The 23,661-nt window shown below is 68.6% G+C and carries 11 protein-coding genes and 1 pseudogene; 6 read left to right on the top strand and 6 right to left on the bottom strand.

Annotation, left to right across the window (positions count from 1 at the left end; genetic code table 11):
• Positions 1 to 93: 93 nt before the first annotated feature.
• The 3 genes from RTW82_RS30840 to RTW82_RS30830 all read right to left on the bottom strand — a co-directional run bounded on the left by RTW82_RS30840 (position 94) and on the right by RTW82_RS30830 (position 14,178).
• Positions 94 to 13,116 carry a non-ribosomal peptide synthase/polyketide synthase gene (locus RTW82_RS30840; protein WP_316927466.1) on the bottom strand — a complete coding sequence of 4,341 codons (13,023 nt, stop codon included), beginning with the start codon at positions 13,114 to 13,116 and terminating at the stop codon, positions 94 to 96.
• Between the two features lie 83 nt (positions 13,117 to 13,199).
• The gene (locus tag RTW82_RS30835) at positions 13,200 to 13,958 is read right to left on the bottom strand and encodes a thioesterase II family protein (protein WP_316927465.1); all 759 of its coding nucleotides are present in this window, start codon (positions 13,956 to 13,958) and stop codon (positions 13,200 to 13,202) included.
• 1 nt (position 13,959) lies between these two features.
• Entirely contained in the window at positions 13,960 to 14,178 is a 219-nt protein-coding gene (locus tag RTW82_RS30830; protein WP_021220748.1) for an MbtH family protein, read from the bottom strand.
• A gap of 312 nt (positions 14,179 to 14,490) precedes the next feature.
• Between RTW82_RS30830 and RTW82_RS30825 the strand changes: the two genes are divergently transcribed.
• Positions 14,491 to 15,069, top strand: coding sequence for an RNA polymerase factor sigma-70 (locus RTW82_RS30825; RefSeq protein ID WP_043244691.1), 579 nt, complete (start codon positions 14,491 to 14,493; stop codon positions 15,067 to 15,069).
• A gap of 141 nt (positions 15,070 to 15,210) precedes the next feature.
• Here the strand turns inward: RTW82_RS30825 and RTW82_RS30820 are convergent, their stop codons facing one another.
• The 3 genes from RTW82_RS30820 to fusA form a co-directional block, all read right to left on the bottom strand.
• On the bottom strand, positions 15,211 to 16,209 hold the full coding sequence (locus RTW82_RS30820) for a GNAT family N-acetyltransferase (protein ID WP_316927464.1): 999 nt from the start codon (positions 16,207 to 16,209) through the stop codon (positions 15,211 to 15,213).
• 206 nt (positions 16,210 to 16,415) lie between these two features.
• The gene (locus RTW82_RS30815) at positions 16,416 to 16,895 is read right to left on the bottom strand and encodes a hypothetical protein (RefSeq protein ID WP_316927463.1); all 480 of its coding nucleotides are present in this window, start codon (positions 16,893 to 16,895) and stop codon (positions 16,416 to 16,418) included.
• Between the two features lie 251 nt (positions 16,896 to 17,146).
• A complete protein-coding gene (gene fusA / locus RTW82_RS30810; RefSeq protein ID WP_316927462.1) occupies positions 17,147 to 19,249 on the bottom strand; it encodes an elongation factor G in 2,103 nt (700 codons plus the stop codon).
• Positions 19,250 to 19,495: 246 nt separating this feature from the next.
• Here fusA and RTW82_RS30805 point away from each other — a divergent pair, with 246 nt between their 5' ends.
• The 5 genes and pseudogenes from RTW82_RS30805 (at position 19,496) to RTW82_RS30785 (ending at position 23,084) form a co-directional block, all read left to right on the top strand.
• Positions 19,496 to 20,143, top strand: coding sequence for a DsbA family oxidoreductase (locus tag RTW82_RS30805; protein ID WP_316927461.1), 648 nt, complete (start codon positions 19,496 to 19,498; stop codon positions 20,141 to 20,143).
• An 80-nt stretch (positions 20,144 to 20,223) separates the two neighbouring features.
• Positions 20,224 to 20,855: pseudogene (locus RTW82_RS30800) on the top strand (TetR/AcrR family transcriptional regulator).
• Positions 20,856 to 20,894: 39 nt separating this feature from the next.
• Positions 20,895 to 21,878, top strand: a complete 984-nt coding sequence (locus tag RTW82_RS30795) for an MDR family oxidoreductase (protein ID WP_316927460.1) — start codon at positions 20,895 to 20,897, stop codon at positions 21,876 to 21,878.
• A 150-nt stretch (positions 21,879 to 22,028) separates the two neighbouring features.
• Positions 22,029 to 22,268, top strand: coding sequence for a hypothetical protein (locus tag RTW82_RS30790; protein ID WP_316927459.1), 240 nt, complete (start codon positions 22,029 to 22,031; stop codon positions 22,266 to 22,268).
• A 588-nt stretch (positions 22,269 to 22,856) separates the two neighbouring features.
• Positions 22,857 to 23,084, top strand: a complete 228-nt coding sequence (locus RTW82_RS30785) for a hypothetical protein (protein WP_263403738.1) — start codon at positions 22,857 to 22,859, stop codon at positions 23,082 to 23,084.
• Positions 23,085 to 23,661: the final 577 nt, after the last annotated feature.

Raw genomic sequence — 23,661 nt, 5'->3', positions numbered from 1 at the left:
CCGTTCAGGGAACCTGAAAATTCCCCGAGCGTGCCTTGAAAGCAGCGAGCCAGAGCACGCGGAGCCCTCCCCGCTCCGCGTACCCCGCCTCTGTTACAGCATCTCCAGCTTGGCCATCAGGTCTTCCAGGCGCGCGGCCTTTTCTTCGGTGACGACGCTGCCTTCCAGCGAGTCGATGTAGCTCGCCAGTTCTTCCACCGTGCTGCACTCGAACATGGCCCGCAGGGGCACGTTGCGTTGCAGGGTTTTCTGCACGCGGGAGGCAATCTGGGTGGCGAGCAGGGAGTGGCCGCCGAGTTCGAAGAAGTTGTCGCGCACGCCGACCCGTTCGACCTTGAGCACCTCGGCCCAGATGCCGGCCAGGGTGGTTTCCAGTTCGCTGCGCGGGGCCAGGTAGTCCTGGGCCTGCAGCGGGCCGAATTCCAGGGGAGGCAGGGCCTTGCGGTCGAGCTTGCCGTTGGCGTTCAGCGGCAGGCGGTCGAGCAGCAGCCAGTGCAGCGGCACCATGTAGTCCGGCAGGTCGCCGCGCAGTTGCTGCTTGATGGCTTCGAACCAGGCGCCCTCTTCCGCCAGGCGGCTGGCCGGCGAGCTGGCGCTGGCGAAACGCTCGGCCTCGCGCGGCACCAGGTAGCCCACCAGGTATTTGCCGGTGGGGCCTTCCTGCACGCTGACGGCGGCGTCGCGCACGTCCGGCCGCTCGAACAGGCGGGATTCGATCTCGCCCAGCTCGATGCGGTAGCCGCGGATCTTCACCTGGTGGTCGACGCGGCCGACGTATTCCAGCACGCCATCGGCGCGACGCCGGGCCAGGTCGCCGGTGCGGTAGAGGCGTTCGCCCGGCGCGCCGAAGGGGTTGGGCACGAAGGCCTGGGCGGTGCGCAGCGGGTCGCCGACATAGCCACGGCCGACGCCGGTGCCGGCGACGCAGAGTTCGCCCACGGCGCCCAGGGGGGCCAGTTCGAAGGCGTCGTCCAGCAGGTACAGGCGGTTGTTGTCGGTGGGGCTGCCGATGGGCAGGTAGGTGCCTGCGGTGGAGGCCGCATCGACGCGGAAGAAGGCCACGTCGTCCGAGCACTCGGCCGGGCCGTAGGCGTTGACCAGCCCCACCTGCGGGTAGCGCTCCAGCCACTGGCGCGCCAGCTCCGGCGGCATGGCTTCACCGGTGGGCAGCATCCAGCGCAGGGCGCCGAGCACGGCGCGGTCCTCGGCGAGCATGCCCTGGATCAGCGAGGGCACGCTTTCCAGCACGGTGATGCCGCGTTCGCGCACATGGGCCAGCAACGCCTGCGGGTCGTGGGCGATGGCGTTGGGGACGATCTCGGTGCAGGCGCCGAACAGCGGTGCGGCGAGGAACTGCCAGACCGAGATATCGAAGCTCTGCGAGGCGGTCTGGGCGATCACGTCCGCCTCGGTGAGCGCCAGGTACGGCACCTTGCTCAGCTGGTTGTTGAGCATGCCGGCCTGCTCGACCATCACGCCCTTGGGCAGGCCGGTGGAGCCGGAGGTGTAGATGACGTAGGCCAGGTTATCCGGGCCGCTGTGGATGCCCAGGTCCTGCTCCGGCCAGGCGCCCTGCAGCACGTCCTCCCACACCAGCAGGCGTGGACGGTGGCCGCAGCCGAGCTCCTCCAGCAACGCCATCGCCTGGTCGCGGCAGGTGCGGGTGGTCACCAGCGCCGGGGCGCGGCTGAGTTCGAGGATGCGCGTCAGGCGCGGCGTGGGCAGCGCCGGGTCCAGCGGCAGGTAGCCGGCGCCGGCCTTGAAGGTGCCGACCATCATGCCCAGCAGGTCGAGCCCACGCTCGCCCAGCAGCGCCACCGGCTGGTCGAGGCCGACGCCGGCGGTGCCCAGGGCGTGGCCCAGGCGGTTGGCGTGGCGGTTCAGTTCGGCGTAGCTCCACTGGCGGTCGAGGCAGCGGGCGGCGATGCGCTGCGGGTGCGCGGCCACACGGGCCTCGAACAGGCGCACATAGCCCTGCTCCAGCGGGTAGTCGCGGGCGCTGTGGTTGACGCCGTTGAGCAGCAGCTCACGCTCGGCCTCGCCCAGCAACGGCAGCTCGCTCATGTCACCTTCGATGCGCTCGCCGAGGGCCAGCAGCAGGCGCTTGAACTCGCCCAGCAGGCGGTCGATGGTCGCTTCCTCGAAGTAGCGCTGGTCGTAGGACAGGTGCAGGCCCAGGTCGTCGCCCGGGTAGCAGACCACGGTGAGCGGGAAGTTGGTGTGGGTGCGGCCGGAATCCGAGCTGGCGGAGAGGCTCTGCGCACGGTCCAGCACCGAGACTTCCACCGGCGCGTTCTCGAACACGAAGAGGCTGTCGAACAGCGGCTGGCCCTTGGGCAGCTCGCTGCATTCTTGGATGGCCACCAGCGGCAGGTATTCGTGCTCGCGCAGTTCCAGGTTGCTGGCCAGCAGCCCCTGCAGCCAGTCACGCACGCTCAGACGCTGGCCCGGCGCGGGCAGCTTCACCCGCAGGGCGATGCTGTTGATGAACAGGCCGACGGTGCGCTGCATCTCCGGCAGGCCCACTGGGCGCCCGGCCACGGTGACGCCGAAGACCAGGTCGCGCTCGCCGCTGTAGCGTGCCAGCACCAGGGCCCAGGCGGCCTGGGCCAGGGTGTTGACGGTGAGCTGATGACGCTGCGCCAGCTCCCGCAGACGCGCACCGTCGGCGGCGTCCAGGCGGGTGATGCGGTCGCCCACCTGCATACCGCCGCTGTCGTTGGCGTGCTCGCGGAGGATCGGCCGGTCGCTCGGCAGGTGCGTGGTGCGCTCGAAACCGGCCAGGTTGCCCTGCCACCAGGCGCGGGACTGGCCCAGGTCCTGGCGCTGCAGCCAGCCGATGTAGTCGCGGTAGCGCGGCGCCAGCGGCAGTTGCGGCTCGCGGCCCTCGCCCAGGGCGGCGTAGACCTCGAAGAAGTCGCTCATCAGCAAGCCACGGCACCAGGCGTCGATGAGGATGTGGTGGTTGCTCATCATGAACCAGTAGCGCGCCTCGCCCAGGCGGATCAGGCGCAGGTGGAAAGGCGGCTGGTGCAGCAGGTCGAAGCCGGCCTCGCGCTCCGTGCGGTGCAGCGCCTGCAGGCGCGCCTCGTGACCCTCTTCGGGCAGGTCGCTCCAGTCCAGCAGGTCCACCTCGGTGGCGCCGGGCTTGTGGATCACCTGCAGCATGGTTTCACCGGCGTTCCACACGAAGGAGGCGCGCAGCGCTTCGTGCCGCGCCACCACGGCGCGCCAGGCGCGGGTGAAGCGCTCGACGTCCAGCGCGCTGTTGATGCGGTAGCGGTCCTGCATGTAGTAGATGCCGGTGCCCGGCTCCAGCAGGGTGTGCAGCAGCAGCCCTTCCTGCATCGGCGTCAGCGGGTAGATGTCGTCGATGGCGGCGGCCGGCACCGGCAGCTGGTCGATCTGCTCCTGGGCCAGGTGCGCCAGGGGGAAGTCCGACGGCGTCGGGCCACCAGCGCCCTCCTCCAGGCAATGGGCGACCAGGCCCTGCAGCTCGGCGATGAAGGCCTCGCCGAGGCCCTGCACCGTGGCGCGGTCGTAGCGCGTCTGGCTGTAGGTCCAGTTGAGCAGCAGTTCGCCGCCGAACACCTGGCCGTCCACGCTCAGCCAGTTGGGCAGCGTGGCGTCGGCGTCATGGGCCGGGCCGGCGCTCTCTTCCAGCGGGCGCAGCAGCGCGCCCTCGGCGAAGCTGCCATCGAACTGGCCCAGGTAGTTGAAGGTGATGCGCGCCGGCGGCAGCGCGGCCATGGCGGCGCGAGTGATCGGGTCGGCCAGGTGACGCAGCACGCCGAAGCCGAGGCCCTTGTGGGGCACCTGGCGCAGCTGCTCCTTGATCGCCTTGATGGAGGCACCGAGCCCGTCGGCGGGCGCCAGGCGCAGCGCATAGGCACTGGTGAACCAGCCGACGGTGCGGCTCAGGTCGATGTCGTCGAACAGCGGTTCGCGGCCATGGCCTTCCAGCTGCACGAGCACCGAATCACGCGAATCCCAGCGGCACAGCACGCGGGCCAGGGCGGTGAGCAGCAGGTCGTCGACGCGGGTGCGGTAGGCGGCGGACGCCTGTTGCAGCAGTTGGCGGGTGCGCTCGGCATCCAGGCGCAGGGTGATGCGCTGGGCGTCGCGCTCCAGGTCCTGTTCGGCGTTGCGGTCGCAGGGCAGCGGCGCGTCCTGGCCGCCGAGCTGCGCCTGCCACCAGCCCAGTTCCTCGCGCAGGGGCTCGCTGCCGGCATAGGCCGCCAGGCGTTCGCCCCAGTGCTTGAAGGCGCTGGTACGCGCCGGCAGCGCCAGGGGTTGCCCGGTTTTCAGCTGGCGATAGGCGGTTTGCAGGTCTTCCAGCAACACGCGCCAGGAGACGCCGTCCACCACCAGGTGGTGGATGGCCAGCAGCAGTTTCTGGCGGCCGTCCGGGCCTTCCAGCAGCAGGGCACGCAGCAGCGGGCCCTGGGCCAGGTCGAGGCTGCGCTGGGCATCGGCCAGCAGGGTTTCCGCCTCGGCGAAGTCGTCCACCCGTGCCTGCCACAGCAGGCCATCGGCTTCGCTGGCGGGCGCACGGTGCTCGGCCTGCCAGATGTCGCCGTCACGGCTGAAGGACAGGCGCAGGGCGTCGTGGTGTTCCACCAGGCACTGCAGGGCCTGCTCCAGGTGGCCGGCGTCCAGGCGCTCGCCGGCTTCCAGCAGCAGCGACTGGTTCCAGTGGGCGACGTTCTCCGGCGCCTGCTGGAAGAACCAGTGCTGGATGGGCGTCAGCGGCATGGCGCCGGTCACCGGGCCCTGGTCCACCTGGGTCAGCGCCTCGCGACGGGCGACGGCGGCCAGGGTCTGCACCGTCTGGTGCTGGAACAGGTCGCGCGGGCTGAAGTGGATGCCCTGCTGGCGAGCACGGCTGACCACCTGGATCGACAGGATGGAGTCGCCACCCAGCTCGAAGAAGTTGTCGGCGAGCCCGACCTGCTCGACGTTGAGCACCTCGCGCCAGATGGCCGCCAGGCTTTGCTCCAGCTCGCTGCTCGGTGCCAGGTACTGCTGGCGGTTGTGCTCCGGGTCCGGCGCGGGCAGCGCGCGGCGGTCGAGCTTGCCGTTGGGGGTCAGCGGCAGGCTGGCGAGCAGCACCAGGTGCGCGGGCACCATGTGTTCCGGCAACTGGGCGCGCAGGTGCGCCTTGAGGGTTTCGCGCAGCACCTGTTGCGCATCGGCGCCCTCGCCCGCTGCCGCGCAGGCGACGTAGCCGGCCAGCTGCTTGCCGCTGGGGCTGTCCAGGGCCAGCACCACGGTTTCGCGCACCGCCGGGTGCTCCAGCAGGCGCGCTTCGATCTCGCCCAGCTCGATGCGGAAGCCGCGCACCTTCACCTGCTGGTCGATGCGGCCGAGGTATTCCAGCTGGCCGTCGTCGCGCTGGCGCACCAGATCGCCCGTGCGGTACAGGCGCCCGCCATCGGTGGCGAAGGGGTTGGGCACGAAGCGTTCGGCGGTGAGGCCCGGGCGCTGGTGATAGCCACGGGCAAGCCCGGCGCCGCCGACATAGAGCTCGCCGATGGCGCCCGGTGGCACCAGGGCCAGAGCAGCATCGAGGATGCAGGCCACCCGCGCACCGACCATGCGGCCGATGGGCACGCTGGCGGCGCCCTCCTCCAGCTGCGCCGGGGCCAGGGCGGCCAGGGGCATCACCACCGTCTCGGTAGGGCCGTAGGCGTTGAAGAAGGCCTGGGGCGCGAAGCCCGCGCGGATGCGCTGCAGGTGTTCGGCGGTGAGCGCCTCGCCCCCGGTGATCACCAGGCGCACCGGCAGGGTCTCGCCCCGCGCGCCGAGCCACTGGGCCAGCTGGCTGCCGTAGCTGGGGGTGAAGCCGAGGATGGTCACGCCCTGCTCGCGGATCAGCTGGCAGATGTCCTCGGCACCCCACTGGCCCTGGGCCCGCAGCACCAGACGCGCGCCACAGAGCAACGGCGTCAGCAGGCGCTCGCTGGCGGCGTCGAAGTTGATGGAATAGAAGTGCAGCTCGCAGTCGTCGGCGCGCATGCCGAAGCGGCGGATCACCGCCTGGCAGTGCATGGCGATCTCGCCGTGGCTGACCGCCACGCCCTTGGGCTTGCCGGTGGAGCCGGAGGTGTAGATGAGGTACGCCTGGTGCTGCGGCCGTGCGAGGTCCACCGGCGCGCTGGCGGGGTAAGCGGCCAGCGCGGCCTCGTCCTCCTCCTGGCACCAGCGGCCGACGCCGGCCGGCAGCTCGCCGAGGGTGTCGAACAGCGCGGCCTGGCCCAGCAGCAGGACGATGCCGCTGTCCTCGATCATGTAGTGCAGGCGTTCGGTGGGGTATTCCGGGTCCAGCGGCACGTAGGCGCCGCCGGCCTTGAGGATGGCCAGCAGGCCGACCACCATGGCCGCCGAACGCTCCAGGGCCAGGCCGACGCGCACCTCGGGGCCGACGCCACGCTCGCGCAGCAGGTGGGCCAGGCGGTTGGCGCGGGCATCCAGGGTGGCGTAGTCGAGGGTTTCCCCGGCGAAGGTCAGCGCCGGGGCCGTGGGCGTACGCGCGGCCTGCTCGGCGAAGAGACGATGGATGCTGCCGTCGAGGCGGTGCTCGCCGGGCTCCTCGCCCAGGCTGGCGAGCTGCGCCAGGCGCTCGTCGTCACTCAGCAGCGGCAGTTCAGCGAGGCGCTGTTCGGGGTCGCCCAGCAGCGCTTCCAGCAGGTTGCACAGGTGGGTGGCCATGCGCGCGATGCGCGGCTCGTCGAACAGGTCGGAGCTGTAGGTGAAGCAGCAGCCGAGGCGATGGTCGAGGTCGGTGACCTCCAGGTTCAAGTCGAACTTGGTGGCGCGGGCGTCGTTGGCGATGTACTCCACCGTCATACCGGCCAGCTCGCGGGTTTGCTGGAACTCCCAGCGCTGCACGTTGCACATCACCTGGAACAGCGGGTTGTAGGCGCTGCTGCGCGGCGGCTGCAGGGCCTCGACGAGCTGGTCGAAGGGCAGGTCCTGGTGCGACTGGCCCTCGATCACGGTGTGGCGCACCTGCTCCAGCAGCGCGGCGACGCTCATCTGCCCGTCGAGCTGGCAACGCAGCACCTGGGTGTTGAGGAAGGCGCCGATCAGCCCCTCGCTTTCCGGGCGGATGCGGTTGGCCACCGGCGCGCCGATGCGCAGGTCCTGCTGGCCGCTGTAGCGGTGCAGCAGCACAGCCAGGGTGGCGGTCATGGTCATGAACAGGGTCAGGCCGTTGGCCGCGTTGAAGGCGCGCACGCGCTCGGCCAGTGCGGCCGGTAGGTCGAAGCGGTAGAGCTCGCCCCGGTGGCTCTGGGCCGGCGGGCGTGGGCGGTCCGTCGGCAGCTCCAGCAGCGGGTGCTCGCGGCCCAGCTGGGCCGTCCAGTAGTCCAGCTGGCGCTGGCGCTCGCCGCCTTCCAGCCATTGGCGCTGCCAGGCGCTGTAGTCGAGGTACTGCACCGGCAAGGGCGCCAGGGGCGATTCGCGGTCGTCGAGGAAGGCCTCGTAGAGCGCGCCCAGCTCGCGGGCGAAGATGTCCATCGCCCAGCCTTCGGTGACGATGTGGTGCAGGGTCACCACCAGGTGGTGCTCGCGCTCGCCGCCCTTGACCATCACCACCCGCAGCAGCGGGCCGGTCTCCAGGTCGAAGGGCCGGTGTGCCTCGTCATCGGCCAGCGCCTGCAGGCGGGCCTGGCGGGTGTCGGCATCCAGGGCGGAAAAATCCTCCCAGCCCATGACCAGGTTCGATTGCTCGGCCACCTGCTGGCGAGGCACGCCGTTCTCGCTGGGGAAGGTGGTGCGCAGGGTCTCGTGGCGCTGCACCAGGGCCTGCAGGGCCGCCTCGAAGCGGGCCACGTCCAGCGGGCCGCTGAGGCGCGCCAGGCCACCGACGTTGTAGGCGGGGCTGTCCGGCTCCAGCTGCCAGAGGAACCACATGCGCTGCTGGGAATAGGACAGCGGCACCGGGCGGCTGCGGTCGACGCGGGCGATCACGCCCTGGCTGTCCACCTGGCCGCTGGCCTGGATGCGCGCCACTTCGGCGCAGAAACCGGCCAAGGTGCTGGCCTCGAACAACGCGCGCAGCGGCAGCTCGACGTCGCAGGCCTGGCGGGTGCGGGAGACGATCTGGGTGGCCAGCAGCGAGTGGCCGCCGAGGGCGAAGAAGTCGTCGTCCAGGCCAATGCGCTGGATGCCCAGCACCTCGCGCCAGATGGCGGCGACCCGTTGCTCCAGCTCGGTGGCCGGCTCGCGGTGCTCGGCTTGCTGCCAGGCGGGCTCGGGCAGCGCGCGGCGGTCCAGCTTGCCGCTGGGGCCGACCGGCAGTGCGTCCAGGCGCATCAGTTGCGCCGGCACCATGTACTCCGGCAGCTCGTCACGCAGGGCCTGCAGCAGGCGCTCGGTCTGCCGGGTTTCATCCTCGGCGGCGCCGTTGGCGCAGTAGTAGCCCACCAGGCGCGGGCCGCCGGGGCCGTCGCGCAACACCACCACCGCCTGGCCGACACCGGGCTGGGCCAGCAGGCGGGCACGGATCTCCTCGGGCTCGACGCGGAAGCCGCGCAGCTTGACCTGGCTGTCGAGGCGGCCGAGGTACTCCAGGGCGCCATCGGTGCCCCAGCGGGCGCGGTCACCGGTGCGGTACAGGCGTGCGCCCGGTTCGCCGAAGGGATCGGGCACGAAGCGTTCGGCGGTCAGCGCCGCGCGGCCCAGGTAGCCACGGGCGAGGCCGGCGCCACCGATGCACAGCTCGCCCGGCACACCGACCGGCAGTGCCGAGAGTTCGGCATCCAGTACGTGGCAGAGCACATTGCCCAGGGGCTGGCCGATGGGCGAGCGCTCGCCGTCATCACTGCGGCATTGCCAGTGGGTGACGTTGATGGCGGTTTCGGTGGGGCCGTAGCGGTTGTCCAGGCGCACTGCCGGCAGGCGCTCCAGCACCCGGTCGCGCAGGGCTGCAGGCAGCGCCTCGCCACCGGAGAACAGGCGACGCAGGGAGTTGCATTCGCCAACCCCCTCCTCCTCGATGAACAGCTGCAGCAGCGGCGGCACGAAGTGCAGCGTGGTCACGCCGTGCTCGCGCACCAGCTGCACCAGGCGGCGCGGGTCGCGGTGCTCGCCGGGGGCGGCCAGCACCAGGCGTGCCTCGGTGATCAGCGGCCAGAAGCATTCCCAGACGGAAACGTCGAAGCTCACCGGCGCCTTCTGCAGCAGCACGTCGCTGGCGTCCAGGCGGTAGTGCGCCTGCATCCAGGCCAGGCGCTCGGCCAGGGCGGCATGGGTGTTGCCGACGCCCTTGGGCTGGCCGGTGGAACCGGAGGTGTAGATGACATAGGCGAGGTTGTCGCCGTGCACGCCGGAGGTCGGCGCGCGCTCGGGCCAACCGCCCTCCTCGCGGTCCAGGGCGATGGCGCTGACGCCGTCGTGGATGGGCAGGCGCTCCACCAGGTGCGATTGGGTCAGCAGCAGGCGCGCGCCGCAGTCCTGCAGCATGTAGGCGATGCGGTCGCGGGGGTAGTCGACGTCCAGCGGTACATAGGCGCCGCCGGCCTTGATGATGGCCAGCAGGCCGACCAGCAGCTCGGGCGAGCGCTCGGCGGCGATGGCCACCGGCACGTCGGGGCCGACGCCGAGGGCTTGCAGGCGGTGGGCCAGGCGGTTGGCGCGGCGGTGCAACGTGGCGCTGTCCAGTTGCCCCTTGGCCCACTGCAGCACGACACGTTGCGGGGCGGTGGCAGCTTGCTGCTCCAACAGGTCCGGCAACCAGCGCGTGGCTGCAGGCTGGGGTGCGCGCGCCCAGCCGGCCAGTTGGCTGCGCTCGGCCTCGTCCAGCAACTGGATATCACCCAGGGCCTGCGACGGTTGCTCGGCGACCTGGCGCAGCAGGCTGACGAAGCGCTCGGCCAGGCGGCGCACGCTGCCGGCGTCGAACAGCTCGGTGGCGTAGTCGAAGGCCAGGATCAGGCGGCCACGGGCGTCTTCCTCGCTGTGCAGCTGCAGGTCGAACTTGGCTTCGCGGCTGTGCCAGGGCAGCTCGTCGGCGAGCAGGCCGGGCAGGCGCCGCAGCGCCGAGAGGTCACGCTGCTGGTGGTTGAACATGACCTGGAATGGCTCGGCGCCGAGGGCGTCCACCAGGCGATCGAAGGGCAGGTCCTGGTGCGCCTGGGCGCCGAGGGCGGCCTCGCGGGCCTCGGCCAGCAGTGCACTGAAGGTGCGGCGGCCATCGAGCTGGCCACGCAGCACCAGGGTGTTGATGAAGAAGCCCACCAGGCCCTGGGTTTCCAGGCGCTGGCGGTTGGCGCCGGGCACGCCGATGCGGATGTCCGCCTGCCCGCTGAGGCGGAACAGCAGGCCCTGGAAGGCTGCCAGCAGCACCATGAACAGGGTGGAATGCTCGGCCTGGGCCAGCCCACGCAGGGCCTTGGCCAGGTCGTCGTCCAGGCGCAGGCTGTGGCGCGCGGCACCGTGGCTGCGCTGGGCGCCGCGCGGGCGATCGGTGGGCAGTTGCAGGGCCGGGGCCTCGTCGCCCAGTTGCTCGCGCCACCAGGCCAGTTGGCGCTCGGCCTCGCCGTCGGCCAGCCACTGGCGCTGCCAGGCGGCGAAGTCGGCGTAGCCCAGGGGCAAGGGCGCCAAGTCCGCTGCGGGGCCACCGCAGGCGGCGCCGTAGAGGCGGGAGAATTCCTCCAGCAGCAGGTTCAACGACCAGCCGTCGGCGACTATGTGGTGCAGGGTCAGCCAGAGCTGGTGCTGTTCATCGTCCAGGCGCACCAGGGTCAGGCGCAGCAGCGGCCCCTGCTCCAGGTCGAAGGGCACCTGGGCTTCCTCTTCACGCAGCTGGGCGACACGGGCGTCGCGCTCGGCGCCGTCGAGGTGGCTGAGGTCGATGCGCGACAGGCTCAGCTCCAGGGACGGCAGGATGCGTTGCAGGGCGACGCCGTCCCGTTCGAGGAAGCGGGTGCGCAGCGCTTCATGGCGCTGCACCAGTTGCTGGAAGCTGCGCAGCACGGCGCCTTCGTCCAGCTCGCCACGCAGGCGCAGGCCGCCGGGGATGTTGTAGGCGGCACTCTGCGGGTCCAGCTGCCAGAGGAACCAGAGGCGGTTCTGCGCGGGGGATTGCGGCAGGTCCTGGTTGCGCGGCAGGCGCGGGATGGCGCCCTGGCGCGGTGCACCGGCGGCCTGCTGGGCCTGCACGGCAGCGGTGAATTCGGCCAGGGAGCGGGCTTCGAAGAGCTGGCGCAGTTCCAGCTCCAGGCCCAGTTCGTCACGCAGGCGCGCCATCACCTGGGCGGCGCCGATGGAGTTGCCGCCCAGCAGGAAGAAGCTGTCGTCGGCATTCATTGCCGGCACCTGCAACTGCTCGGCCCAGATGGCGGCGATGCGCTGTTGCAGCTCGCCAGCAGCTTCAGCCGGAGCGACAGACGCGGCACTGGAGTCGATGGCGGGGAAGCAGGCGTAGGCGTCGAGGCTGCCGTCTTCCAGGCCGCTGCGGCAGGCGGAGCGCTGCAGCTTGCCGCTGGAGGTCTTGGGCAGCGCGCCGGGGTTGAGCAGCACCACCACGCGCGGCGCCTCCTGGCAGGCTTCGGCCACGGCCTGGCGGATCATGCGGATCAGGGTTTCCGGCGCATGGGCCTTCTGCACGCTGCGGCCGATCTCCACGGCGATGCCGATGCCCTCCTCGCCGTCCTGTTCGACGGCGAAGGCGGCGACGCGACCCTTGCGCACCAGCTCCACCTCGGTCTCGACGGTGCGCTCGATGTCCTGCGGGTAGAGGTTGTGGCCACGGACGATGAGCATGTCCTTGAGGCGGCCGCTGACGAACAGCTCGCCGTCGCGCTTGAAGCCCAGGTCGCCGGTACGCAGCCAGCTGGTGCCCTCGCGGTCGACGAAGGCCTTGGCGGTGGCTTCCGGGTTGCGCCAGTAGCCGTGGGCGATGCTCGGCCCGCTGGCCCAGATCTCGCCCACCTGGTTCTCGCCGAGCGCGGCGCCGGTGGCCGGCTCGACGATCATCACGGCGTGCTCGGGCTGGCCGAAGCCACAGCTCAGCAGCAAGCTGTCGGCGCCTGGTTCGATGCGGTTCTGCGCCAGCGCGGCGCCGTCCACGCCGAGGGCCGGAATGCCCTGGCCGCGCACACCGCCGGTGACGAACAGGGTGGCCTCGGCCAGGCCGTAGCAGGCGAGGAAGCTGGCGGCGTCGAAGCCGCAGGCGGCGAACTTGCCGGCGAAGCGTTCGAGGCTGTCCTGGCGGATCGGCTCGGAGCCGGAGAAGGCCACGCGCCAGCCGCTGAGGTCGAGGCGCGCCAGGGCTGCCGCGCTGACCCGCTCGCAGCACAGGCGGTAGGCGAAGTCGGGGCCGCCGCTGACGGTGCCGCCGTATTGGGCGATGGCTTCCAGCCAGCGCACCGGGCGTTCGAGGAAGTAGCGCGGCGACATGAGCACGCAGGGCACGCCGCTGAAGATGGGTTGCAGCAGGCCGCCGATCAGGCCCATGTCGTGGTAGAGCGGCAGCCAGCTGACGATCACGTCGTCGGCGCCGATGCCGAAGCCGCGGCGGATCAGCAGTTCGTTGGCCACCAGGTTGCCGTGGCTGACCTGCACGCCCTTGGGCAGCGAAGTGGAGCCGGAGGTGTACTGCAGGAAGGCGATGTCGTCGGCGGCCAGCACCGGCTCGTGCCAGGCAGCGGCCAGCTCGGCTTGCAAGCCGTCGACACAGAGCAGCACCGGGCCGGCGGCGCCGAGCTCCTGGTTCATCTGCTGCAGGGGTTCGCGCAGGGCGGCGCTGGTCAGCACCAGGGCCGGCTCGGCGTCGTCGATGATCGACAGCAGGCGCAGCTGGTGATGGCGTCGCGCGGACTCCGGCGGGTAGGCCGGCACGGCGATGACGCCGGCGTAGAGGCAGCCGAAGAACGCCGCGACGTAATCCGGGCCGCTGTCGAACAGCAGCACCGCGCGGTCGCCGAACTCCGCTTCCGCCTGCAGGGCGGCGGCGATCACGCGGGCGCGCTGGTCCAGCTCCCGGTAGCTGATGACCACGCCGTCGCCTTCGTCCTCGAGAAAACGCAGGGCGATGCGTTCCGGCTGCTCGGCAGCGCGGCGCTGCAGGGCCTGGACCAGGGTGCTGGGGAGTTCGAAGGCGTCCATCATGTTGTCGTCCTGCCTAGTGCGGCTTGAATTCGGGGTTCGGAACAGCGAAGGGGCGCAGCCGGCAGACGGCCGCGCCAGGCGGCTCAGCCGGCCGCCAGTGGTACCTGGCGCAGGGGGCGGGTGCGCAGGCGCAACAGGTGCTGCTCGGCGTAGCGCTTGAGGGTGCGCAGCACGGCGGCTTCCTGTTGCTGGAGGAAGAAGTGGTGCCCCTCGAACATGTCGAGGGAGAAGCCGGTGGCGGTCTCTTCCTGCCAGTCCAGCAGTTCGTCCACGCGCAGTTCGTCGGCCTTGCCGCCGAGCACGTGGATGGGCGCCTGCAGCGGCTGGCGCCGGCGGTAGGTGTAGCTGCCGGCGACGAGGAAGTCGGCCCGCAGGATGGGCAGCGTCAGGCGCAACAGCTCCTCGTTGGCGAGGGCCTCCTCGGGGGTACCCTGGAGGTTGCGCAGCTTGGCGATGAGTTCGGCGTCGCTCTTGGCTTCGCGGTAATCATCGACATTGCGCCGGGCTGGGCCGGCGGTGGCCGAGGGGAACAGCGCCAGGGGCTCGGGCAGCCCCTTGTCACGCAGGGCGTGGGCCAGCTCGAAGGCGAGCAACCCGCCGAGGCTGTGGCCGAACAGCGCGTAGGGCTGCTGCACCTGGGGCGCGACTTCGCGGGCGAGCTGCGCCACCAGCGTGTCGAGCCGGGTGTGCAGCGGCTCGTCCATGCGCATGCCGCGCCCGGGCAGCTCCAGCGGCTGCACCACCAGCCAGGCGGGCAGGATGCGCCGCCAGCGGTTGTAGGTCATGGCGCTGGCGCCGGAATACGGCAGGCAGAACAGACGCAAGCTGATCGGCGCGTCCACCTCAGGCCACCACTTTGTCCTGGTCCATCTTCTGCCGCAGGCTCAGCGGGCGCATGTCGGTCCAGTTCTGCTCGATGAACTCGAGGCAGTCCTTCTTCAGGCCGCTTTTGCCGGCGGCGCGCCAGCCGGCGGGGATGGCCTTGTAGTCCGGCCAGATCGAGTACTGCTCCTCCTGGTTGATGACCACCTGGAAGATCACATCGTCACGATCGAAAACCATGTCGTTCTCCTGTCTGCGAAACCGTTGCAGCGGGGCCAGCTGCCCGCGCTTTCACAGAGGAGAACGGATGGAGACGGAAAATAATTAACGGAATTTCCCGGGGCCGGGAGCGCTTTCACCGTCGATCGGAAGGGTCTTCGCGGGGCGGGGCTGCAACAGCCCTGAAGCCTTTCCGTGCTCTTCTTCGGATATATGCATATTAATTATTCATCGCATTTGACAATGATTATCATTGGACATAATTTGTTACCCCGCTGAACAGGTCGCCCTTTTTCCGGCGCCCTTTGCCTACCCAAGCGCAAGGTGATTTCCATGACGGATCAACTGTCCACAAGCAGGTGCGATTCACCCTTACTCCAGGCATTCATCGATAACCGCACGATCCTTGTGAAGATCGCCGCGCGTATCACCGGATGCCGCTCCCGCGCCGAGGATGTGGTGCAGGATGCGTTCTTCAGGCTGCAGTCCGCCCCGCAGATCACCTCGTCGTTCAAGGCGCAGCTCAGCTACCTGTTCCAGATCGTGCGTAACCTGGCCATCGACCATTACCGCAAGCAGGCGCTGGAGCAGAAGTACTCCGGCACCGAGGAGGAAGGGCTCAACGTGGTGGTCACCCAGGGTGCTTCGCCCGAGACCTCGCACATCAACTACGCGACCCTCGAGCACATCGCCGATGCCCTGGCCGAGTTGCCGGCGCGTACCCGCTATGCCTTCGAGATGTACCGCCTGCACGGCGTGCCGCAGAAGGACATCGCCAAGGAGCTGGGCGTCTCGCCGACCCTGGTCAACTTCATGATCCGCGATGCCCTGGTGCACTGCCGCAAGGTGACCCGTGCCGAAGCCGAGAAGGCCGCCGGCAACGACCAGGAACGCAGCGAAAAATCCGCCTGACCTCTCCCCCGTTTGCCGCCCCGGGTGCGACTCGCACCTGGGGCGAACCTCTACCTAGTAGCTCGGACCTCAGCCCGGGGACTCCTTCGACGCCGGTCCCGGGCTGAAGGCCGGGCTACGTATTGAGAACGCGGTTCGGCCTCAGGCCAGCACGCAATGATCGAAGAAGCGTTCGCGGCCGATGGCCATGAGCGCGGCGCGCTTGTGCGGGAAGTCGAATTCCTTCTCCCGGTAGTAACCCAGGTTCTGCATGTGGCCGATCATCCGCGCGTTGTCGGCACGGGGTTCGGCCACCACGCGGCGGGTGCGCGGGTCGTCGAGGAACAGGAAGTGGGTCAGCGCCGCCAGCCAGCTGGCCACCTTGTGCGGGCCGCGATGACTGTCCTCACCCACCAGCATGTGGATGCCCCGGTCGTAGTCGTCCACTGCATAGAACGGCGCGATGCGGTCTTCCTTGGCCCAATAGGCTTCGAAGTAGGCGAAGGGCTGGTCGTCGAAGCAGCCGATCAGGGTCAGCGCATGGGGGTCGTCGTGCAGCTTCTGCAGGTAGGCGCGGTGCTGGTCGAGGTCGCCGCCCTCCTGCCAGAACGCCAGCACGCGGGGCGAGTTCTGCCAGCGGTTGAAGCGCTCCAGGTCGCTGTCGATATCCAGCGCGCGCAGGGAGATCCAGCTGCCCAGGCGCGCGTCGAAACGACGGTAGAGCTCGCCGGTGGGCTTGGGCGGCCGCTGCGGGTGGCGCTTGCCGTCGCTGATGACCATGCGCTCCGGGTAGGGGCTGGCGGCAGTGATCCAGGGTGCCGGCAGCTGCCAGAACTGGCCACGCTCGCAGCGGTACTCCCCTGCCCCGGCCGCCACCAGCAGGCCGCTGGCCAGGGCCTCGGCGGGGGCTTGCGGCAGTTGCCAGTGCAGCCGTTGGCAGGCCGGGTCGCGGGCCAGCAACCAGTAGCAGGCGGCGTGCAGGGCCTGCACGGATGGCGATGTACCGAGCACCTGCAAGCGCAGTTCAGCGCCGCGTTGCAGCGCCAGGTCGATCAGCGGCTGGCCATCGAGGGTCAGGTGCAGGCGGGTGTCGGTTTCGTCGGCACCGAGGCTGCGCCCATCGGGCAGCGAGAGGTTCGACAGGGGGTTGTGCTGGGGCATGGGAGGCTCGCGAAATGGGAGGTCTGTGCAACAGATGACGTCGGGGCGCGAGGGAAAATTAGGGGAATTTCGCCGGTGGTCGTGGCGGTGGGTGCGGGTTTTCTCTATGTGCTATGGATCGGAGCGTGCATGCAAAGCACCGGTGCGTTACCCGAAGGGCAACGCACTCGGATCCTGATACAAAGCTCGATGGGAGGCTCTCGGGGTTACTGGACTGTGAGCTGCGGTGAGGTAGTGAATTGCAGACTGTCGAACCTGCAGTTCGCCACGCTTTGGTTCACAGCACTGAATCCTGCGGAGTTACTCCACGAACCTTGAACGACGGTGGAGGCAGACCCGCCGCAATTGATTCCAAGGAACGTCATATCTACGCCCGTGATAGCCATGGTAGTCAGGCTCGTGGCCTCCAGTTTCCAAGGCAGTCCCTTAGGTACGATGGATTGGCAGATCGAGTTACCCGAGAACGAGACCGAATTGACGACCATTACATTCGATCCATTCGAGTCAGTCTGGCCGCTAAGGCTCATCGAACAGCCTTTGACGACGAGGAGCGGCCCACCTCTGAAATCAACCAGGCCGCCACCCGTGAATGTGGACCCAGCAGGTAATACCTGGGCGAAGGCAACGGGCGCAATGGCAAGGGTTGAAAGCAGAGCGAAGAGCGGACGAGCAGGGTTCATCTTCATTTTCACACTCCATGTTGTGAGGGCTCTTGCGAGCCAGGCAGGTGCCCAATCTGGGCACTGGCAGACTAGGTCACAACATGACTTCTCCATCCCTCACCAAAGTCGGGATGGTGTGCAACAAGCAGATGGTACGTACCAACGCATGACCCATCTTGGCATCTGGCAGTTTGAGCTTTCGCGCGAGGGACTCCCGGGCTGAAGCCCGGGCTACAGAGGCGGCCCTCTCATGGAGAGAGGGCCGCGCGCAGGGGCTAGCCCTGTTTCTTGACGATGGTCTCGGCGATGTTGGCGGGGGCTTCGGCGTACTTGGAGAACTCCATGGAGTAGCTGGCGCGGCCCTGGGACATGGAGCGCACGTCGGTGGCGTAGCCGAACATCTCGCCCAGCGGCACCTCGGCGCGGATGATGCGCCCGGCCGGCGCTTCGTCCATGCCCTGGATCAGGCCGCGGCGGCGGTTGAGGTCGCCCATGACGTCGCCCATGTAGTCCTCGGGGGTGACCACCTCGACCTTCATGATCGGCTCCAGCAGCACCGCGCCGCCCTTCTGCGCCAGCTGCTTGGTGGCCATGGAGGCGGCGATCTTGAACGCCATCTCGTTGGAGTCGACGTCGTGGTAGGAGCCATCGAACACCGTGGCCTTGAGGCCGAGCAGCGGGTAGCCGGCGAGCACGCCGTTCTTCATCTGCTCCTCGATGCCTTTCTGGATCGCCGGGATGTATTCGCGCGGGATCACGCCGCCCACCACTTCGTTGACGAACTCGAGGGTGTCCTTGCCGTCCTCGCCCGGTTCGAAGCGGATCCAGCAGTGGCCGAACTGGCCGCGACCGCCGGACTGGCGGACGAACTTGCCTTCGATCTCGCACTTGTTGCGGATTTTCTCGCGGTAGGCGACCTGGGGCTTGCCGATGTTGGCCTCGACGTTGAACTCGCGCTTCATGCGGTCGATGAGGATGTCCAGGTGCAGCTCGCCCATGCCGGAGATGATGGTCTGGCCGGATTCCTCGTCCGAGCGCACGCGGAAGGACGGGTCTTCCTGGGCCAGCTTGCCGAGGGCGATGCCCATCTTCTCCTGGTCGGCCTTGGTCTTGGGCTCCACCGCCACCGAGATCACCGGTTCGGGGAAGTCCATGCGTTCGAGGATGATCGGCTTGTCGAGGTCGCAGAGGGTGTCGCCGGTGGTGACGTCCTTCATGCCGATCAGCGCGGCGATGTCGCCGGCGCGTACCTCCTTGATCTCCTCGCGGGTGTTGGCGTGCATCTGCACCATGCGGCCGACGCGCTCCTTCTTGCCCTTGACCGAGTTGAGGATCGAGTCGCCGGAGCTGAGTACGCCGGAGTACACGCGGGTGAAGGTCAGGGTGCCGACGAAGGGGTCGGTGGCGATCTTGAAGGCCAGGGCCGAGAAGGGTTCGTCGTCGTCGGCATGGCGCTCGTCGTGGCGGTTTTCGTCGTCCGGGTGGGTGCCCTTGATGGCGGGGATCTCGATGGGCGCCGGCAGCAGTTCGATCACCGCGTCCAGCACCAGGGGCACGCCCTTGTTCTTGAAGGACGAGCCGAGCACGGCAGGGACGATCTCGCAGGCGATGGTGCGCTGGCGCAGGCCGGCCTTGATCTCTTCGATGCTCAGCGCCTCGCCTTCGAGGTATTTGTTCATCAGCTCTTCGCTGGCCTCGGCGGCGGCTTCCACCAGCTTCTCGCGCCACTCTTCGGCCTCGGCCAGCAGGTTGGCGGGGATCTCCTCCTCGCGGAAGCTGGTGCCCTGGTCGGCGTCGTTCCAGTAGATGGCCTTCATCTTCAGCAGGTCGATCTGGCCTTCGAAGTTCTCTTCGGCGCCGATGGGCAGCTGGATGGGCACCGGGGTGTGGCCGAGGCGCTGCTTGATCTGCCCGACCACCCAGAGGAAGTTGGCGCCGGCGCGGTCCATCTTGTTGACGTAGGCGATGCGCGGCACGCCGTACTTGTTGGCCTGGCGCCATACGGTTTCCGACTGCGGCTCGACGCCGTCGGCGCCGCTGAACACCACCACCGCGCCGTCGAGCACGCGCAGGGAGCGTTCCACCTCGATGGTGAAGTCGACGTGCCCGGGGGTGTCGATGATGTTGAAGCGGTACTTGTCGAACTGCTTGGCCGAGCCCGACCAGAAGGCGGTGGTGGCGGCCGAGGTGATGGTGATGCCGCGTTCCTGCTCCTGCACCATCCAGTCCATGGTGGCGGCGCCGTCGTGCACTTCGCCCATCTTGTGGTTGACCCCGGTGTAGAACAGGATCCGCTCGGTGGTGGTGGTCTTGCCCGCATCCACGTGGGCCACGATGCCGATGTTGCGGTAGCGGTTGATGGGGGTCGCGCGGGCCATTGTCTACACCTCGTAATGGTCGGGGATGGGATCGGACGGGAACGGCACGGCCGCTCGGGGACACGAGCGGCGCAGCAGCCGGGGTGGATTACCAAGCATGGTTGAAGATGCCGCCGACGCAAGCTGCGAGGCGCTGCCGGGGCGGTGTTTTTTTAACCCGCGCCGATGACAGTCGTGCGATGCGTCGCCGTGCACGCCTTCGAGGCATAGACTGGGCGGCATCTTTCCATCACCGGAGCATTTCCCATGAGCAAGACCATCAGCATCGACTTCGTATCCGACGTGGTCTGCCCCTGGTGCGCGGTGGGCCTGGGCGCGTTGCAGCAGGCCATCGCCAACCTCGGCGACGAGGTGCGGGTGGAGCTGGCCTTCAAGCCCTTCGAGCTGAACCCGGACATGCCGCCCGAGGGCCAGGACATCGTCGAGCACATCCAGCAGAAGTACGGCAGCACACCGGAACAGGTGGCCGCCAACCGCGAGCACATCCGCCAGCGTGGCGCCGAGGTGGGCTTCCGCTTCGACATGCAGGCGCGCGGGCGCATCTACAACACCTTCGACGCCCACCGCCTGCTGCACTGGGCGGAGCTCGAGGGGCGCCAGCTGGAACTCAAGCAGGGCCTGCTGGCCGCCTACTTCACCGAGGGGCGCAACCCCAGCGACCGCACAGTGCTGGTGGAGGTGGCCGCTGCCGCCGGGCTGGACGCCGAGGCGGCGCGCGAGGTGCTGGAATCCGGCCGCTTCGCCGAGGAGGTGCGCGAGGAGGAGAACTTCTACACCAGCCACGGCATCCGCTCGGTGCCCTCGGTGATCCTCAACGGTCGCCACCTGATCAGCGGTGGCCAGCCGGCGGAGTATTTCGAGCAGGCGATCCGCCAGCTCGTTGCCGCCGAATAAAGGGGCAGCGCGAGGCGGGTGCGAGCAATGCGGCGCACCCGCCATTGATTTTCTAGACAGTCGGTCTAATATCCCCCGCCATGACCGATTCCACTCCTCCGCCCCGTCGCGGCCGGCCACCCAAGGTCGCCCGCGGCAACCTCGACACCCGCGACGCCTGGTGCGTTGCGGCACCGAAATCCTCACCGAACAGGGCTTTCTCAGCACCGGCATCGACACGGTGCTGAGCCGCGTCGGCGTGCCCAAGGGCTCGTTCTATCACTACTTCCAGAGCAAGGAAGACTTCGGCCACGCGGTGCTGGAGAACTACGCCGGCTACTTCGCGCGCAAGCTCGACCGCTGCCTGCTGGACGCGTCGCGCCCGCCTCTGGTGCGCATCGCCGCCTTCGTCGAGGAGGCCAAGGCCGGCATGCAGCGCTTCGAGTACCGCCGCGGCTGCCTGGTGGGCAACCTGGGCCAGGAGGTGACCCAGTTGCCGGAGGCCTTCCGCGAATCCCTGGAGGCCATCCTGCTCAGCTGGCAGCAGCGCCTGGCGCTGTGCCTGGAGGCGGCCAAGGCCGAGGGCGAGCTGGCCTCGGAGACGGATTGCGCGCACTGGGCGGCGTTCTTCTGGATCGGCTGGGAAGGCGCCGTGCTGCGCGCCCGGCTGGTGCGGGACAACGGGCCGCTGGACTGCTTCATCCAAGGATTTATCGCCGGGCTGCCCCGCTAGCCCGTCTCTTTCCATAGGTTCTGCACGAGGAGACACCCGATGTTCAAAGGCATCCTGATCGACAAGGACGACAGCGGCTACCGCGCCAGTTTGGCCGAGCTGGACGAGGCGCAACTGCCCGCGGGCGAGGTCACCGTGAAGGTCGACTACAGCACCCTGAACTACAAGGACGGCCTGGCCATCACCGGCAAGGGCCCGGTGGTGCGCAGCTTCCCCATGGTCGCCGGCATCGACCTGGCCGGCACGGTGGAGGCCAGCGACAGCCCCGCCTTCAAGGTCGGTGACAAGGTGCTGCTCAACGGCTGGGGCGTGGGCGAGACCCACTGGGGCGGCCTGGCCCAGAAGGCGCGTCTCAAGGCCGACTGGCTGATCCCGCTGCCGGCCGGCTTCACCCCGCGCCAGGCGATGGCCATCGGCACCGCCGGCTACACCGCGATGCTTTCGGTGCTGGCCCTGGAGCGCAACGGCGTGACCCCGGACAAGGGCCAGGTGCTGGTGACCGGCGCCAACGGCGGTGTCGGCAGCTTCGCCATCGCCCTGCTCGCCCGCCTCGGCTACCAGGTGGCGGCCTCCACCGGCCGACCGCAGGAAGCGGACTACCTCAAGCGCCTGGGTGCCCGCGAGATCATCGACCGTGCCAGCCTCGCCGAACCCGACCGCCCGCTGGGCAAGGAGCGCTGGGCCGGCGCCATCGACTCGGTCGGCAGCCACACCCTGGCCAACGTCTGCGCCGGCATCCGCTACGGCGGCGCCGTTGCCGCCTGTGGCCTGGCCCAGGGCATGGACTTCCCCGCCAGCGTCGCGCCCTTCATCCTGCGCGGCGTGACCCTGGCCGGCATCGACAGCGTGATGCGCCCACGCGCCGACCGCATCGAGGCCTGGGACCGCCTGGTGCGTGACCTCGACCTGGCGCTGCTGGACGAGATCACCAGCGAGATCGGCCTCGGCGAGGCCGTGCTCAGCGCCAGCGAACTACTCGAGGGCCGCGTGCGTGGCCGCGTGGTGGTGGACGTCAACCGCTGACCCTTCCGGGCGCCGCCAGCCTGGCGGCGCCCTCTGCGGCGCGCGATGCGCTGCCCCGATAATCACTATCAAGCCTGATGATTTCTGCCCCGACCGCCGCTTGGCTAATCTGCGCCCATCGCAACGCAGACAGCCGAACAGGAGGGCCAGATGCACACGTCGATCGCACTCATCGCCCTGCTCGCCACCCTCGCGCTCGCTGGCTGCGCCTCGCCGCAACACAGCGAGGAAACGCCCTACACCGATGCGCAGGTCCGCCAGTTCGCCCTGGAGATGTTCGGCAAGAGCGGCCTGCCGCCCGAGCAGTTGGCCAAGGTCCGCCGGGCGCTGCTGAAACAGGATCAACGGATGTCCAACGCCATCCGCGACGTGCAGCCGAGCAAGGGCTGAGTCACCCCAGATTGCATGCTCCTCCCATGGCCACTCCCCCCCTTTGGCCAATATGCAGCTCCCCCCCCGAGCTGCTTTTTTTTGCCCGCGAATCGGACGCGTCCGCTGGGCGGTCACAGGGGCGGGAAGCAGAATCGACGGATTGTCATGAAGAAGGGGTAGAAAAAGGAAAGATTCGGATACATCTGGGCCCGGGTGGCCCTATCCAATCAACGGAGCTTGCCGTATGATCGCGCACCTAGTACCAAGCTGTAAGTCAATCCGGCCAGTCGCAGCCAGCGCTTCTCATGCGCATCGCGACGCCGGTCTCCTCGATGGTTACCTGACCCATGCCTCCCGCCAATCACTGGCAGCGCATTCGTCCTGGCCTCCCATCCAGAAGTCTGATCAGGACAATCACCGGGCCGGAACCTTGCCCACGATTACAACCTGGCATCCAAAGTACTTGGCTGGCACGCTCCGCTCACAGGCGGAACTTTCCGCCAGCTCATTCGCTCCGATAAGGATCATCCGGTGTGCCCAAGGTGGGCGACGGATTCGGAGTTTTATTACGCGGCCTGATTGCCGCACTTTGCAGGACCTAACAATATGACTATCCACCACCAGGCCGAACAAGCCATTACCACCCTTACCCGCGCATTTGCGCCGCTCCAGTGTCAGATCACCGCGCCTTCCCGCAAGGGCGGCTTCAGCTTCACCATCGTCAGCGAGTACGGTGTCGCCTGCCACAGCCAGCGCATCTACCCGGAGCAGTACAGCAACTCCAGCCAGCTTCAGCAGGTGATCGATCGCGCCCAACGCGCCCTCGCCGCCTGACGCCAGGCACGTCGACCCAAAGCCCCGCATAAGCGGGGCTTTTTCTTGCCTGCGATTTACCACGGTTGGTGCCGTCGGGTGTGGCACCACTTGTTGTAGGAGCGAATTCATTCGCGATGGAGTGTCCGGCCAACTCGTGACCCAGTGCCTGCGGCAGCTCTTTCGCGGCTCAAGCCGCTCCCACGGGAAGGGCCTGCAGCGGGGCCGAACATCGCTGCGTTGGGCCTCGCGGCGCTCGGCGCCAACCTACGGCACCGTGCCCAGCCCGAACCACGAAGCCAACCGGTGTGTAGGGTGGATGGCGCTCTTCTCATCCACCAAGCAACCTTGCAGCCCACACGCATGCCCACCTCGTGGGAGCGAATTCATTGGCTCTGTCTGCGTTAGCTGTTGTGATTTTAACGCAGGCGCTCAAGCACGGCCCTTTTCGGGCGCCCGAGGGTTTGCGCCACCTCCACCGCATGGGTTTCGCTTCGCTCTACACCATCCTACGAAAGCCCGTGCGCACCTGTGGTGATGCGCTGGACGAAGAAAGTTGGAGCAGCCGCCAACGCCCCTCCAGGAGGCCGAACGCAGT

The sequence above is a fragment of the Pseudomonas sp. zfem005 genome (assembly GCF_032621735.1).
GTDB lineage: Bacteria > Pseudomonadota > Gammaproteobacteria > Pseudomonadales > Pseudomonadaceae > Metapseudomonas > Metapseudomonas solani.
This window is presented reverse-complemented; position numbering and strand designations above follow the sequence as displayed.